This window comes from Acinetobacter sp. TAC-1, from assembly GCF_029025845.1.
GTDB lineage: Bacteria > Pseudomonadota > Gammaproteobacteria > Pseudomonadales > Moraxellaceae > Acinetobacter > Acinetobacter guillouiae.
Window position 1 is genome coordinate 973,048 of sequence record NZ_CP118892.1, and the last position, 15,157, is coordinate 988,204.

Consider the following 15,157-nt stretch of genomic DNA (forward strand, 5'->3'; position numbering starts at 1 on the left):
TTAGAGAAAAATATGGCTCAAAGTACTTCGAACGGTGTAGTTGCACCCTTAAACACTTTTAGTGTGAAAGATATTAATGCGTCTAAACAACATATTGATAAATGGCTAAGAAAACAAACACATGATGTTGTAACAATAGATCGTTTAGAGATGATTGGCCGAAGTATCCCAGTTATGGGAAGTGTGTTTGCGATAGCAGATATTATTTCAGATATTATTGCTATTATAGATAAAGGCACTGCAAATGCTGATTTTTTTGATTGGGTGAATTTAGGAATTGATGCTATAGGACTTGTACCTATAGGTGGTGTAGGACCAGCAGTTAGAACTACAGCAAGACCTGCTCTATCATTTGTTAAACAAGAAGTTAAAAAAATAACTCAAGCAGAAATCAAGAAAATAGGTAGACAATTATCTAAAACGGAGTTGCAAACTGCATTAAAACGGGGACTAAAAACAGCAGCAATTGATGTTTTAGAAACAATGCTTACAGAAGAGTTAGCAGGTGGGATTGAAAAATTCGCAAAAACTGGAATGCAAAAACTCAATCAAATTCTTGCCGAAATCGGGAATTGGATTGTAAAAGCAACAGTCACGATTGATCAAGGTTTAAAACAAGCTGTAAACGGTACACAACTTAATGCTGGTGCAAATTTCAAACGAGCGGGTGAACAATACGTCGGTTATATAAAAGGTGTGTTTACTTTAGACGTAGGTAGAACATTTGAAAATGCAAAAGGCGTTTATAAAAATGTCGCTTTTGGTGCAGGGAAAAGTGTAATTAACACAAATACTCAAGTAATCAGTTGGGTGGTGCCTGATGAGTATAAAAATGAAGTACTTGCAGTCGGTAAAAAATTCATTGAATTAGGCAAGACCGCACAGCAGAAAATAAGTGGGTTAGCTGATCCTGAAACAATGATGTCAATTGGATGGCTATTCAGTATCCTACTTCTCAGTGTAAACAAATTTAGAAAAAAACAAGCACAAATTAAAGCACAACAAACAGCTAAAGCGAAGGCTCAACATCCTACAGGTAAAACTGAAAAAATAAATAAACAAGCTCCTGCGGATAAAAATGCGAATCAATGTAAAAACTGTATGGGGAGCACTAGTGGTGCAATTACCTTTGCAATGGGAACAGAATTTTTTACTCATTTTGATGCTCAGATTGGTAGCATAATTCAAGACAGTATTAATCGTACCTATGCTTCAAACCTGTATCAAATGGATGACTCTATTTTTGGAGCACGTTGGATTACACCATTCACCACTAAAATCTCACGTAAATTCAAATATGATCCTAAAAATAAAGAGCAAAAAGACTACCAAAAAGGCTTGGAATATATCGGTTTGGATGGACGACCAATTGATCTGCCTGAGTTAAAGAAAGGTCAAAGTATTTATGATCCAGTCGAACAGCACACTTATACGGTACTGTCAGATCAATTACATCTCATCGCTTATGGTGATGATGAAAAGCGATTCTATGAAAAATATGGTGAAGACTATCGCCTATCTTATATAGAACGTAAACATGGATTTAAAGTTGCACTACGCTATGACCATGTCAATGCAGAGAAGAAATCTATTCTTTCGGACATTCTATTCAAACAGGACGACCGTGAACTGGCACATCTCGCTCTACAGCTCACTCCACAAGGCTTAGTTTCTGATATTTGGGTAGTTAAAAAAGGTCAGTTAGATCGTGTATTAGCCAGCTACGATTATGATGAGCGCGGTGACTTAATCAAAGCCACCAATGAATTTGCTGCATCCTACCATTACCAATATAAGCACCACCTTATCACTCGATATACTGATTTGACCCAACGTGGTATGAATCTGAAATGGGATGGTATTTTACCGACATCTAAAGCCATTGAAGAATGGGCAGACAATGCCAGTCGTGCTGCAAAAATTGAGTGGGATCAAAACATTCGTAAAACCTATGTGATGGATGTTGAAGGTAATATCACTGAACATTTTTACGATATCGATGGTTATACCTACCGTATTGTCTATCCCGATAATTTTCAGGAATGGTTCTTTAGAGACAATGCCAAAAACATCACTTTGCATATCGCTAAAGATGGCTCAAAAACCTCTTATACTTACGATGAGCGTGGTAATGTCTTAACCAATACCCAAGACAATGGTGCAACCAGTTATTTTGAATATGATGACAAAGATAATCTGATTGGGATGGTTGATGCAGAACAAGGTCGTTGGTTTAAGCAATACGATAGTTCAGGCAATCTGATCAAAGAGATTGATCCACTGAAACATGAAACTGCTTATGCTTACAATGGCATGGGTTTAGTGACTTCAATCACCGATGCCAAAGGTGGCTCTAAAGCCCTGAAATACGATGATCAAGGTAACTTACTTAGCTATACCGATTGTTCAGGCAAAGAAACAAAATGGCAATACGATGAACGTGGCCGTGTTAAAAATATTGAAAATGCTCTAAAACAAAAAGTTGAATATTTCTATACTGAGCTGACCACTGAAAAAAGAGAACCAATCATCAAAGGCTTACCTTTAAATGCCTTTGGTCAACTGGAAAAAATCCAACATGCTGATGGCGCAGTAGAACACTTTGTTCATGATGCTGAAGGACGCTTACTGGTTCATATTGATCCAAAACAACATCAAACACGCTATGAATACGACGAAGCAGGTTTAATCCTGTCACGTACCGATGCACTGAACCATAAACTGAAATACACGTGGGATCGCCTTGGACGTTTGACCCGATTGATTAATGAGAACGGTGCAAGTTACCAATTCTTCTACGATCTTGGTGGACGCTTAATCAAAGAAATTGACTTCGATGATAAAGAAACTGTTTATCACTATGATGAAGGCACAGGACAACTTGCGACCAGTATCGAAGTTGCTTCAGCACATGGGCAAGACTTCAAAGACCGCGCTGCCCCAAAAGATCGAATTCAACAATTCATCTTTGACAGTATGGGGCGTTTGGAACAACGAACAGCAGGCTATGGTCACTACGGCTTAGAACTTGAAGCCAAACAGACTGAAGAATTTGCCTACGATTACATGGGGCGTATTTTGCATGCCAAGAATGCAGAGACTAACCTACAATGGTTCTACGATGCTGTGGGCAATGTGGTCAAAGAACACCAACAGGATTACAAGAGTAACAAAACAGCAGTATGGAAACACAGCTACGATGAAATCAATGATCGAATCAAAACCATACGCCCTGATGGACAAAACATTGATTGGCTAACTTATGGTACAGGGCATGTACAAAGCCTGATTGTCAATGGACAAGACCTTGTCAGTTTTGAACGAGATGACCTACACCGTGAAATTGTACGTCACTACGCCAATGGCATCAGTCAAGAACAACAGTTTGACCTTGCTGGACGCTTACACAGCCAAATCATGCTGAATGAACATGACAATGGCTACCAAAACCAATACTCAGCGCAAAACCAAACAAAAAATAATGCACTGCAACATACCAGTCAATTGGTACAAAGACTGTATCAATACGATAAAACAGGTGAACTAACAGGCATTAAAGATACCCGTCGTGGCAACATTGCCTACAAATACGATCCTGTAGGCCGCTTACTTGAAGCAAGCAGTAAACTCGGTAAAGAAACCTTTAAATTTGACCCTGCCAGTAACATCATAGATCGCTACAATGATGACAAAGCGCAAAATCATGAGCTAAGCCATCAACAAACAGCAGAAGAAAAAGGCTATGGCTACAATCGTCTAGTCAATAACGTGGTCAAAGAATACCTAGACCAACAATACCAATATGATGCATACGGACAATTGGTTCGACAAAAATCAACGCAAGGAGATTTAAATCTTGAGTGGGATGTTTATGGTCGAATGATTAAAAGCCGTAACAGCCAATACACAGCAGAATATCGCTATGACGCTTTAGGACGAAGAATACAAAAACGTAGTAAGCACCACCATACAGGTGATGAGTACAACATCATCTATGGATGGGATGGTGACACATTGGCTTATGAGTCAACAGAACAAGCCACTAAACACTATATCTACGAAAAAGATAGTTTTGTGCCGATGCTGCAAGCCGTCTATCAAAGCCCTATAGAACTACACCAAACACCTGATCGGTCAGACAAGCCGTATAGTGTACATCGTGACCCATTGTGGAAAACTACCAAACAAAGCAAAGGCTTTGATGATGTATGGTTCTATCATTGTGACCACTTAGGTACGCCACAGGAAATGACAGACCACTCAGGGGCAATCATCTGGAAAGCACAATATAAGGCTTGGGGTGAATGTCAAACAGAGAAAGCGAAGTCTAATTTCTTTGAAAATTCAGAAATCATCAGCAATAATATTCGTTTCCAAGGTCAGTATTTCGATTTAGAGACGGGTTTACACTACAACCGCTACCGTTATTACTCGCCTTATATAGGTAGGTTTGTTAGTCGGGATCCGATCAAAATATTAGGAAGCTATAATATTTATCAATACGCCCCTAATCCAATAGAATTTGTAGATCCAATGGGGCTAGAGTATCGTGAGTATTTTTGGAAGCATGTAGGTGATGGTCATCGTGATAAATATCAAGTCCATCATATTATTCCTCAGAATATTTTTAATAATAAAAAATATAGCAAAATGCTGGCATGTGCAGGAATGGAAAAAGATGGGGCAGATAATTTAATTGGCTTGCCAAGAAAACAAGAGAATGCTGGATTAAGGACAGGGCGATATTTTGGACAAGTTCAACATAATAGTTCTCATGGTGGTTATGATGATGCTATTGCATTTTCGTTGGATGCAATTGGCAAAATTAAAGATTGCAAATTACGTAAAGCGGCACTTCATGGAATGCAAGAAACATTGAGATCAGCCTTAAGACGAAAGCAAAATACATTGATGCCTAAACTTGGAGCTACTGCTGACCAATGGAAAGAAATTTTAACTAAGTTTAAATAAAAGGAGCTAGAAGATGAGTGAACTTGAAATATTCACCAAGATGGACAAAGTAGTTTCTGATTTAATTAATCTAATTCAATCAGAAAATTTTCTTGATGGTATGTATATTGATTCAAAAAGTATTATTATTAACGATACTGAGGATGCTATTACGTTTGCTACAGATCAGGATGTAGACTATGTTAAAGGAAAAGATTATCAATATTGGACTCATATTATTGAAATGCAAGGAGATGGTGCTTATTTACATGATTTTGAATTAGAGTTACCACAAGATGTTTATGAAAAATATCAAGATAAGCGTTCACAATCATATGAAAGAATAAACAAAGTATTATTTGAAATAGCTGATAATAAAAAAATTGATGAAGATCTCCAAAATTGTTTAAGCGGAGAATTTTTCTATTTATTCAAATATCTTGTTTTTGTAGATGCTTTACCAGAATTTTGGGAAAATATACTCAATATATTGAAGAAAGGGGGGATGCCATGTGGATGGAAAGGCGAGTTTCCAAAAGGTCAAATGATTGTTTATAACCATAAAGATTAAGCTTTATACATATAATTAAACCCAGTCAAAAACTGGGTTTTTATATTTTATTATTGTAAAAACACAGTATATTTCTACATCTAGAACATATGCACAAGCAGTAGCAAATTCAGCTAAATATGGTACTGCTAAAGAACGGATTATAAGTACTGATTTAAGTCAAGTTAAAGATTCAACGGACTTAAATGGTCCATGTAATCCATTGAAAGGAAATACTGCAATTAATAGAGCAAAAGCTTCTGGTGAAATATTAATTATTGGACATATCCCTGCATCGGCTATTAAAATTGTCAGACCATAAAGGAGTCAATATGAACACAAACGGTGCAATTAAACTATTTATACAAAAATATTTAGATTTTGATTTACTGATAAGAGAAAAAAAAGGGTTTGATGATGCTTCATTAAATGAGTTAATTACTTTATTAATTAAAATAAAAGAAAACTTAATTCACAGTTATAGCATTCCAAAAGAATTAGCAGAAATTTTTTTGGATGTGTGGGGAGCTTTGACGAGTAGTGCGGATTTGTATGAAGAATCTAAAAAGAATCAAATCTATGAAGCTGCGGATTTGCTTTGTTATCATGCTAGAAATATATGTACAAGTTAAATTTGATGAGCACAAGTTGAGTTTTATATGGCTAATAGACCAGTATTTATACCGAAGCAAGATGGTAAACAGTTAGTTGAGGTTAAATATATAGATTTTGAATGGTTTGCTGGACTGCACTATTCCCAGAAACAAAAATCTATTCGTTCCTTACATGATGCTTTTTTAAAAGAAAGTCCTTGCGCTCAAATTTTAGAGGTTTCAAGTAAGTCAGAAAACACACTAGGCATTGATCTCAGTGCTTTCAATTTAATTTACAATTCTCAAAATAATAAAGATATAAGTGTTGAAGCCATTTTCCAATCTTCTAAAGTCTTTTCAAAAGGAGCTCCATATAAGGACATATTAGAAAAAAACTCTAAAGATGCTAAAAGGGATGAAAGGCTTAGAACTTCAGGAGCATTAATTTCATTCGAATGTGATAGTGTAAATTGGGAACTGGAACCTAAAACTGCATTTTATGATTGGATTTATCTGAATGCTTTAGATAAAAATAGCCACCTTAAAAAACAAGTTTTAGTATACGATGCTTTTACTGATATTGAATTTAATCCTAAAAAATCCATAAATTGCCAAGCTTATTCATTAGCATTATATGTCTCTTTAGTAAAAAGGAATTTGGATGTAACAAAAATTATTTCTGAAAAGAAAAGTTATTTATCTTTAATAGAAAGCTTTGAAATTTAAGCATCTTTGAAAACTCTGAAATTATCAGCAATAACATTTGTTTCCAGGGGCAATATTTCGATCTAGAAACAGGACTTTATTATAACCGTTATCGTTAGTATTCGTATAATGTTGGGCGATATATAAGTAAAGATCCAATTGGATTGTTTGGTGGATTGAACAAATATCAATATACACCAAATTCTACACAATGGTTGATGTACTTGGTTTAAATAAGTATTTCATTGGCAGTATGGACCAAATGCCTTTTAAAGCTTCTGCGTTAAAACCATTAGTGCCACACTCTAAAGAATGGATGGAAACTTATAACAATTCCAAGTTAATTTTCATTTTGTTCAATCCATTGAACCAAATCATAAATTTTTTCAGCGACTTCAACTCCTTTATTTTCAGATAAAGAATATTCTACATGTGGCGGAATAATTGGATATTCCTTACGAATCACAAAACCATCATTTTCCAAATCACGTAAAGTTTGAGTCAACATTTTTTCACTGATACCATCAATTCTACGTCTTAACTCACTAAAACGATGTGTTCCTCGTCTTAAACAGAACATGACCAGAACGCCCCAACGATTGGTTAAATGCATAAGCTTAACCCGAGACGGGCAATTCTTTGACAACACATTTGCGGCTAAACAAGATTCATCAGTATTCATAAACTTTCCACGACTAAAAAACACTTACTTTTTAGTAAGTACTTACAAAAAGTAAGTTTATTATTTACTATAACAAATATCAGCAAAACTGTGTGGCTTTTCACATATTTTGAATCATATATTTATAGATGAGAGTTAATTTATGGCTTCTCCAATTCTACACTGGATTATCGACCCGATCTGCGGCTGGAGTTATGGTGCACTGCCTTTAATTAATGCAGTCGAAGAAAAATTTCCAAATCTACAACATCTACATTTTGGTGGACTTTATAGTGAAGATCATCAACCACAAATGACAGCAGCAATGCGAACACAGATCATTCACTATGATGAACAAATCCATCAACTCACAGGTGTTGATTTTGGTGATGATTATAAAAATGGTTTGCTTAAAGACAGCACACTGATCATGAACTCTATCCCTGCAACTCATGCTTTACTGAGTATTCAGCAGGGGTTAGGGCATAGCGCGATGATATCGTTATTAAATTTAATACAACAGGGCTACTATCAAAAAGGTCTAAATGTCACACAATATAGTGTACTGGCGCAATTTGCTGTCGAGTTAGGACTGAATAATGACCAATGGTCAAAATATTTAGATGCGATCGTTCAAGATCAACAAGATGAATATATTCAGCATGCACGCCAATTATTATCCCATGTTCGAGGACAAGGTTTTCCAACATTGGTGTATGAAAATCAACATGGTGAAATGGGCAAAATACCGCTTCATGGTTTTTATAATAAATCAGAGGATTTTGTACGTTTTTTAGAGCAACAACTACTTAAATCTTAATTTAATTCTAAAGAGAGCCAACAATATGAAATTATTCTTAAAAACACTTCTTGCAAGTTCAGTGATGTTGAGTGCTTCTGCATTTGCAGCAGAGTTAAGCTTTAAAGTTTATAACCCACAAGCTCAAGGCATTTTTCCAGTTACATCTACACTTATTTCGGGTGAAAAAGATGCCGTGCTGGTGGATGCGCAATTTAGTGTCAACGATGCAAAGAACTTGGTTAAAATCATTCAAGACAGCGGTAAAAACCTTAAATATATTGTGATTACAGCGGGTGATCCAGATTTTTATTTTGGTTTAGAGCCACTGGTACAAGCGTTTCCAGATGCAAAAGTAATTGCAACCCCAGAAGTTGTTAAACATATTGAAGCAACCAAAGAAGGTAAGTTTGCTTATTGGGGGCCTATCTTAAAAAATGGTGCGCCATCTCAAGTGATTGTACCGAGTGCCAGTGAAGATAAAACCATTGTGCTAGAAGGTGAAAAAATTGAGATCAAATCACCGGGTAAATACGCATCTTATCTTTGGGTTCCAAGCAATCGTACAATTCTAGGTGGTGTAGGGCTATCTTCAGGGATTCATGTGTGGACAGCAGATGCACAAACTGAAAAAGAACGTAACGAGTGGCGAAAAACGCTAAAACAAATGAATCGTTTAAATCCACGTGCAGTGATTCCTGGACATTATATTGGTGATATTCCAACAGGAACTCAAGCAATCGACTTTACTTATCAATATCTTGTGGATGTTGATCAAGTTTTAAAAGATCATAAAGATTCAGCATCAGTCATTGCTGCTTTAAAAGAAAAATACCCGAACTTGGCTGAAGAAAGTTCTTTGGAGTTAAGCTCTAAAGTGTTGACGGGTGAGATGGAATGGAAATAATTTAACGATGACCCATTGTTTTAAATTCATGAACTTCGTCATTGTTGGTGAACGAAGATAATGGGTTAAGCTAATCAGGTGAAACTTAAGCTAAGATCATGGTTAAGTTTCATCATTGAAGCCATTGATTTTTTCTAAGCGGAATTTTGAGTTTCAAAGTCTAATACACAATCAACATTTAAAAAATCTCTCACAGTATTTCATTTCATCTCTACGTTGTATTTCTGTATCGAGCGTGAGTATGGATCGTAGAAAATATAAAATTTTCTTAAAATTTAATTAAATAAAAATCAGATACTTAATTTTAATAAAACAGGGTTTATTGGCAGCGATAGCGTGATTAAAATTGAATTCAGCATATGTTTTAAAAATGTAGGAATAGGGGTTTTCCCTCATTCAAAAATCTTTTTAGGGCAGAATATACTGTGCATGTTGAATATATCCTCTATAAGAACGCTTGGAGTAAAAAATGACTGAACTAAGTAAAATACCTACACCAGATACTGCTGAAGATAATGCATTTTTTCCATCCCCTTATTCTTTAAGCCAGTACACCGCATCGAAAACAGATTATGACGGTACGACTTATCCCAATCCATATCGTGGCGACAAAAAAATTCTGATGATTGCAACGGATGAGCGCTATATCCTGATGCAAAACGGTAAATTCTTTTCTACAGGAAATCATCCAGTTGAAATGTTACTTCCGGTATTTCATTTAGACAATGCAGGCTTTGAGTTTGATATTGCAACGCTCTCAGGCAATCCTGCCAAGTTGGAAATGTGGGCGATGCCGAATGAAGATAAAGTGGTTTTAGATACTTATGCAAAGTATGCTGAAAAACTTAAAAACCCGTTAAAGCTTGATGATATTTTGGACGAGATCATTGCTGGAAACTCGCCATATGGAGGGGTTTTCATTCCCGGTGGTCATGGTGTACTCGCGAAAATTCCTGAAAGTAAAAGTGTAAAAAAAGTTTTAGAATGGGCGATAAACAACGATAAATATGTGATTACACTGTGTCATGGACCCGCAGCTTTACTTGCCGCAGCCGTCGATGAAAAACCAGAAAACTATATATTTAAAGATTATGAAATTTGTGTATTTCCTGACTTTTTAGATAAAGGCGCAAATATTGAAATTGGTTATATGCCTGGGCCATTACAATGGTTGGTGGGTGAAAATCTCGATAAATTAGGCGTTAAAATCCTAAATAAAGGTATCACAGGGCAGGTCCATAAAGACCGAAAACTTCTGACTGGAGACAGTCCTTTGGCATCGCATAATTTAGGTAAGTTAGCCGCTGAAACCTTATTGGCTGATCCTGAATTGGTATAAGCATCAATCAAGAGGTTGTTTCTATTTAGACGCAATTTTTTATCTCAATATTGGAGATCTAGAGGCGATTTGCTACTGATCTCCAATATTTTAGTTTTAAGTGTTCAGTTTAGTGAGAAGACGGCTTTATGAGACTTGCAAGCAATCAACTGGCCGATTTATTGTTTCAGACTGTTCACCAATTGAGACAAGCACGTGACCTCGAAAGTCTATTTAAAATTCTGGTGGGATTTGCTGCTCAGCTAAATTTTGATCGGATTATTGTATGTAGTGTTTCACCTCTAAACCAACATGAATGGATTGATGAAGTTTTCTTTGTGCATGGCAATTGGGTTGATCGCAGCAATATCGAAGAGCGTGAAGTATATTTACGCCGCTGCCCAATCACCAAGCATATTTTTGAATACGATGAAGCCTTTTTTTGGGCAAAGAGCTTGCATAAAAAAACTGCAAAAGAAACCTATCGGATTATCAAAAGCCCTCTGCATCTTGGTGAGGTCAATGGAATACAAGTGCCCGTATTTGGTCGAACAGGTTTAGAGGGTGCAATTTCATTTGCGGGTGAAATTTCGGATATGGGTGCTGATTTTAAACTCACAGTACAGATGGTTTGTAATATTGCCTTTGGTGAAATTTTACATAAACAAAAGCATAGAATTGCGCATAAAAAAATACTGACCAAACGTGAAAAAGAAGTTTTAAAATGGGCAGCAGTGGGTCAAAAGCATTTTGAGATTGCCGACATTTTAAAAATTTCAGAGAGAACTGTTGAAAATCATTTACGCAGTATAAGAAAGCGCTTAGGAGTAAAATCTACTGCTCAAGCAATTGCTTCTGCCATCATCAGCAGAGAAATTGAATTATAAAGCAGCTCGATGTTTGCGACTTTTAAACATTCAGGTTTAGCCAAAAGCGCAGCGATTCTTTTAAGAAACATAGCGTGAGCATTGAGATTTTAAGCCCCCCCTCAAAAAAAGAAGAAAAGAAATAAAATAATAATGATCACCAAATAAAAAACCAGAAGGATTCTTTATTTGGCGTGTATGTGTAGAAAATTTGGTTAGTCTTCCCTATGCCCAAATTGAAGTAATTAGATTTATAAATGCTTAAAAATAAATAAATTTTGAAATTTTATCGGCATACTCAACCACATTTTGAGAAATTTCACCTCTAAATAAATCTTCACTATAAGTGCTTAATGGGCAGCTTACAGATAATACGGCAGCGATTTCTTGAGTTGCCTGACTATAAATAGGTGCAGCACTGGCAGCCATATCGGTATTAAAGTGCCCCCAACTGATCATAAAATCCTGACTGCGGACATAGTTTAAACGTTCTAATAAACTCGCCAAATCACGTGGTGTACGATCAGAATAGACTTTCCAATCGGTAAAATGTTCATAGCGTTTAATCACTTCAGCCTCAGAAAGGCGAGATAAAATTAATTGTCCAATTACGGTGGCATGGGCATGCCAACGTGTACCAATATGCACATTACTGGTAAATGAACCAATAGATTGGGCATTGCTGATAAAGACGATATCAGTGCCTTCTAAAATCGAAAGATGCACAGCGATTTTAATTTTATCGCGTAATTCACGCATGATGGGGCTAGCCAAATCAGTCAGCGATGATTTGGATAAGCTGTTAAAACCAAGTTCCATCACGTTGCTGTTCAGCGCATAAGTCTTTTGCGACATTTTTCTTAAATAACCACAAAACTCTAAGGTGTGGATTAAACGAAAAGCACTCGAACGGTTTACATCTAATTTTTCTGCGATTTCAGAAATGGTCATTTCCTGATGCTGTTGATCAAATAATTTTAAAATGGCTAAGCCACGCACCAAACCCGGTACTAAATAACGTTCATCATTATTGGGTTCAGCATTTTGCTCCAAGAGAGCATCATTTATTAAGTTCATTGCCAAGTTGCCCTATGTTTATTTTGCAATTCCTGCACATGGAATACCACTATAGTAATCATCAATTTTTCTAATCTCAATGTTTATATATAAAACATTTTTTTGATTAAGAAACATCTAAAAATATAACTTTTTATTAATCCATTGAAAAAAATAAAAATATAGTATTTGACAAGCAAAATGATCAAAGCTTATGCTATTCATTATGTTTTAAATGCTAAATTAAGTTTTATATATAAAACAAATAAGGATGCAAAAATGAGTTGGATCTCAGTTTGTCAGCAAGATGACATTACCGAAGACGAGCCGAAAGCCATAGAAGTCGAGGGTAAGAAAATTGGTGTTTTTTTTATCGATGACAATTATTTTGCGATCGAGAATGTTTGCCCACATGCCTTTGCGTTGCTAACAGAAGGTTTTATTGAAGATCAAACCGTGGAATGCCCATTACATGAGGCAATTTTTGATATTCAAACAGGTGAGCTAAAAAGTGGACCGGGATGTCGTGATTTGTGTACTTATCCCGTACGTGTTGAAGGGCAGGACGTTCAAATTCAACTATAAGTCTTATTTATAAGGATGGAATCTCATGAAAACATTTAATGAGAAGCTAGCGAACTGGATTCATGCCACGCCAGCGACCGAAGCAGGGATCAACAATATTCAAATACCGGGACAGCCAGAACTTCTGGTTTGGCAAACACGCTATAAAGTGCCAACAGTCTATGAGCAGGATTTTGTTCAACATTTAATTCAAGCCTTTTCTTCAGGCGTAACAGAACTTACTGATTTGGTTCAATCTTTAAATCAACAAGGTTTTCGTTGCGAGTCTGGTGAACTTTGGACTTCTGAAACATTTTCTGAAGAAATGCAACGTTTAGGTTATTGATTCAAGGAAGAACAGTGATGAATGCAGCAGTAACAGTGACTCCGAGTGTTGAGGAGTATTTAGATTTAGGTTTACGTGATCAATGGCATCCTGTACTGGCAAGTTGGGAAGTCGCAGCCAATCCTGTGGGTATTACCCGTTTAGGTGAAAATATCGTGGTTTGGCGTGATGACCAAGGTCAGGTGCATGCTTTAGAAGATCGTTGTCCGCACCGTGGTGCGCGTCTTTCTTTAGGTTGGAACTTAGGTAATCGCGTGGCATGTTGGTATCACGGCGTTGAAGTTCGCCATGATGGCAAGGTTGAAGATGTACCCGCAGTACATGAATGCCCAATGAAAGGCACAACCTGTGTGAAAAGCTACCCAGTGATTGAACAACATGGTGCAATTTTCCTGTGGTTTGGCATTGATCCAAATGAAGTCGCTCAGCCGCTTGATTTTCCTGAGCAATTGGCGAGTGGGGAGTGGAGTTCATTCCTATGCCAAGCGGATTGGAAGGTCAATCATCAATATGCGATTGATAACGTGATGGACCCAATGCATGGCACCTATTTGCATTGTACCTCGCACTCAATGGCGGACGGTGAACGTACTGCAGAAATGAAACACCGCTCAACTGAAAATGGTTTTGTCTTTGAAAAAGAAGGGCAAACAGGGGTCAATTTTGACTGGGTTGAATATGCCAATACCGGTGCAAGTTGGTTGCGTCTTTCGATTCCTTATCGTAAAGATTTTGGTCCAGGCGGTGAGTTTTGGATTGTGGGTTATGCCACACCGATTGATGCTCAAAATACCCGTGTTTTCTTCTGGCGTTGTCGTAAAGTCAGTGGCTGGCAACGTAATGTTTGGCGTTTTCTTTATCGCAATCATTTAGAAAAACTGCATTGGGATGTCTTGGAACAAGATCGAATTATTTTAGAAAATCTTGCGCCAAACGCACGTCAACATGAATTCCTCTATCAACATGATGTCGGTTTATCGCGCTTACGCCGTTTAATGAAAAAAGAAGCGGAAAAGCAGTTAAAGAAAATTGCGAGCTTGAATAGCTCAAACCGTATTGAAATGCAGGAACAAGTTCATGGTTAATGTCGCATTGTTGCAGGGCAAGAAAGTCTTTGTTACAGGCGCAGCAAGAGGCTTGGGACGAGACTTTGCACAGGCCATTGCTGAAGCAGGTGCTCAAGTGGTCATGGCGGATATCTTGACAGATCTTGTGCAACAAGAAGCAGCAGTATTGCAGGCACAGGGTCTACAGGTGACTGCGGTCACGATTGACTTGGCCAATGCTGATTCGATTCAACAGGCTGTTCAGCAAGCAGCTGAACATTTAGCTGGAATAGATGGTTTGGTGAATTGCGCTGCACTTGCAACCAATGTGGGTGGTAAAAGCTTGATGGATTATGACGCCGATCTATGGGATCGGGTCATGAACATCAATGTCAAAGGGACGTGGTTGGTCACCAAAGCATGTGTGCCATATCTCAAGCAGTCCGATGCAGGCAAGGTAATTAATGTGGCATCGGATACGGCTTTATGGGGCGCACCTAACTTAATGGCCTATGTTGCAAGTAAAGGTGCTTTGCTGGCAATGACCCGTTCGATGGCCAGAGAGTTAGGGCCATTTAATATTTGTATCAATACGCTTTCTCCAGGATTGACGTTGGTTGAAGCAACAGAATATGTACCACAAGAACGTCATGATTTATATGTAAATGGTCGTGCGATTCAACGTCAGCAGTTACCACAGGATCTGAACGGAACAGCACTTTATTTACTTTCGGATTTGTCCTCATTTGTGACTGGACAGAATATTCCCGTAAATGGTGGTTTTGTCTTTAATTAA

15 protein-coding genes are annotated in these 15,157 nt (G+C 37.2%); 13 read left to right on the forward strand and 2 right to left on the reverse strand.

Translation table 11 applies throughout. The features are described 5' to 3' along the window. Positions 1-12: 12 nt before the first annotated feature. The 5 genes from PYV58_RS04530 to PYV58_RS22845 all read left to right on the forward strand — a co-directional run bounded on the left by PYV58_RS04530 (position 13) and on the right by PYV58_RS22845 (position 7,031). A complete protein-coding gene (locus PYV58_RS04530) occupies positions 13-4,971 on the forward strand; it encodes an RHS repeat-associated core domain-containing protein (protein ID WP_081407399.1) in 4,959 nt (1,652 codons plus the stop codon). A 13-nt stretch (positions 4,972-4,984) separates the two neighbouring features. After that, complete coding sequence (locus PYV58_RS04535) at positions 4,985-5,521, forward strand: hypothetical protein (RefSeq protein WP_034615820.1); 537 nt, start codon at positions 4,985-4,987, stop codon at positions 5,519-5,521. A gap of 311 nt (positions 5,522-5,832) precedes the next feature. Next, complete coding sequence (locus PYV58_RS04540) at positions 5,833-6,132, forward strand: hypothetical protein (protein WP_034615817.1); 300 nt, start codon at positions 5,833-5,835, stop codon at positions 6,130-6,132. 27 nt (positions 6,133-6,159) lie between these two features. Then, positions 6,160-6,819 carry a hypothetical protein gene (locus PYV58_RS04545; RefSeq protein ID WP_034615815.1) on the forward strand — a complete coding sequence of 220 codons (660 nt, stop codon included), beginning with the start codon at positions 6,160-6,162 and terminating at the stop codon, positions 6,817-6,819. Positions 6,820-6,956: 137 nt separating this feature from the next. Continuing rightward, complete coding sequence (locus PYV58_RS22845; RefSeq protein ID WP_342760088.1) at positions 6,957-7,031, forward strand: hypothetical protein; 75 nt, start codon at positions 6,957-6,959, stop codon at positions 7,029-7,031. Positions 7,032-7,138: 107 nt separating this feature from the next. Here PYV58_RS22845 and PYV58_RS04550 read toward each other — a convergent pair whose 3' ends face one another. Then, the gene (locus tag PYV58_RS04550) at positions 7,139-7,480 is read right to left on the reverse strand and encodes a helix-turn-helix domain-containing protein (RefSeq protein WP_004717650.1); all 342 of its coding nucleotides are present in this window, start codon (positions 7,478-7,480) and stop codon (positions 7,139-7,141) included. A gap of 142 nt (positions 7,481-7,622) precedes the next feature. Here PYV58_RS04550 and PYV58_RS04555 point away from each other — a divergent pair, with 142 nt between their 5' ends. The 4 genes from PYV58_RS04555 (at position 7,623) to PYV58_RS04570 (ending at position 11,370) form a co-directional block, all read left to right on the forward strand. Then, entirely contained in the window at positions 7,623-8,279 is a 657-nt protein-coding gene (locus PYV58_RS04555) for a DsbA family protein (RefSeq protein WP_034615813.1), read from the forward strand. Positions 8,280-8,304: 25 nt separating this feature from the next. Beyond that, positions 8,305-9,165, forward strand: coding sequence for a Vmh family MBL fold metallo-hydrolase (locus PYV58_RS04560; protein ID WP_004823467.1), 861 nt, complete (start codon positions 8,305-8,307; stop codon positions 9,163-9,165). A gap of 469 nt (positions 9,166-9,634) precedes the next feature. After that, a complete protein-coding gene (gene hchA / locus PYV58_RS04565; protein ID WP_034615811.1) occupies positions 9,635-10,504 on the forward strand; it encodes a glyoxalase III HchA in 870 nt (289 codons plus the stop codon). 128 nt (positions 10,505-10,632) lie between these two features. Then, positions 10,633-11,370, forward strand: a complete 738-nt coding sequence (locus PYV58_RS04570; protein WP_034615809.1) for a PA1136 family autoinducer-binding transcriptional regulator — start codon at positions 10,633-10,635, stop codon at positions 11,368-11,370. 240 nt (positions 11,371-11,610) lie between these two features. Here PYV58_RS04570 and PYV58_RS04575 read toward each other — a convergent pair whose 3' ends face one another. Beyond that, positions 11,611-12,426, reverse strand: coding sequence for an IclR family transcriptional regulator (locus PYV58_RS04575; RefSeq protein WP_034615806.1), 816 nt, complete (start codon positions 12,424-12,426; stop codon positions 11,611-11,613). Between the two features lie 258 nt (positions 12,427-12,684). Here PYV58_RS04575 and PYV58_RS04580 point away from each other — a divergent pair, with 258 nt between their 5' ends. The 4 genes from PYV58_RS04580 to PYV58_RS04595 are packed head-to-tail and all read left to right on the forward strand — an operon-like array spanning position 12,685 to position 15,157. Beyond that, on the forward strand, positions 12,685-12,990 hold the full coding sequence (locus PYV58_RS04580) for a non-heme iron oxygenase ferredoxin subunit (protein ID WP_034615827.1): 306 nt from the start codon (positions 12,685-12,687) through the stop codon (positions 12,988-12,990). 25 nt (positions 12,991-13,015) lie between these two features. Further along, the gene (locus tag PYV58_RS04585; protein ID WP_004823462.1) at positions 13,016-13,315 is read left to right on the forward strand and encodes a recombinase-like helix-turn-helix domain-containing protein; all 300 of its coding nucleotides are present in this window, start codon (positions 13,016-13,018) and stop codon (positions 13,313-13,315) included. 17 nt (positions 13,316-13,332) lie between these two features. Further along, positions 13,333-14,400, forward strand: coding sequence for an aromatic ring-hydroxylating dioxygenase subunit alpha (locus PYV58_RS04590; RefSeq protein WP_034615805.1), 1,068 nt, complete (start codon positions 13,333-13,335; stop codon positions 14,398-14,400). Then, positions 14,393-15,157 carry an SDR family oxidoreductase gene (locus tag PYV58_RS04595; protein WP_034615802.1) on the forward strand — a complete coding sequence of 255 codons (765 nt, stop codon included), beginning with the start codon at positions 14,393-14,395 and terminating at the stop codon, positions 15,155-15,157. Before PYV58_RS04590 ends, PYV58_RS04595 begins: the two co-directional genes overlap by 8 nt.

Excerpts from the sequence above, each read along its gene's own strand:
- PYV58_RS04530 (WP_081407399.1), top strand. The coding sequence starts at position 13 with ATGGCTCAAAGTACTTCGAACGGTGTAGTTGCACCCTTAAACACTTTT.
- PYV58_RS04535 (WP_034615820.1), top strand. The coding sequence starts at position 4,985 with ATGAGTGAACTTGAAATATTCACCAAGATGGACAAAGTAGTTTCTGAT.
- PYV58_RS04540 (WP_034615817.1), top strand. The coding sequence starts at position 5,833 with ATGAACACAAACGGTGCAATTAAACTATTTATACAAAAATATTTAGAT.
- PYV58_RS04545 (WP_034615815.1), top strand. The coding sequence starts at position 6,160 with ATGGCTAATAGACCAGTATTTATACCGAAGCAAGATGGTAAACAGTTA.
- PYV58_RS04550 (WP_004717650.1), bottom strand. The coding sequence starts at position 7,480 with ATGAATACTGATGAATCTTGTTTAGCCGCAAATGTGTTGTCAAAGAAT.
- PYV58_RS04555 (WP_034615813.1), top strand. The coding sequence starts at position 7,623 with ATGGCTTCTCCAATTCTACACTGGATTATCGACCCGATCTGCGGCTGG.
- PYV58_RS04560 (WP_004823467.1), top strand. The coding sequence starts at position 8,305 with ATGAAATTATTCTTAAAAACACTTCTTGCAAGTTCAGTGATGTTGAGT.
- hchA (WP_034615811.1), top strand. The coding sequence starts at position 9,635 with ATGACTGAACTAAGTAAAATACCTACACCAGATACTGCTGAAGATAAT.
- PYV58_RS04570 (WP_034615809.1), top strand. The coding sequence starts at position 10,633 with ATGAGACTTGCAAGCAATCAACTGGCCGATTTATTGTTTCAGACTGTT.
- PYV58_RS04575 (WP_034615806.1), bottom strand. The coding sequence starts at position 12,426 with ATGAACTTAATAAATGATGCTCTCTTGGAGCAAAATGCTGAACCCAAT.
- PYV58_RS04580 (WP_034615827.1), top strand. The coding sequence starts at position 12,685 with ATGAGTTGGATCTCAGTTTGTCAGCAAGATGACATTACCGAAGACGAG.
- PYV58_RS04585 (WP_004823462.1), top strand. The coding sequence starts at position 13,016 with ATGAAAACATTTAATGAGAAGCTAGCGAACTGGATTCATGCCACGCCA.
- PYV58_RS04590 (WP_034615805.1), top strand. The coding sequence starts at position 13,333 with ATGAATGCAGCAGTAACAGTGACTCCGAGTGTTGAGGAGTATTTAGAT.
- PYV58_RS04595 (WP_034615802.1), top strand. The coding sequence starts at position 14,393 with ATGGTTAATGTCGCATTGTTGCAGGGCAAGAAAGTCTTTGTTACAGGC.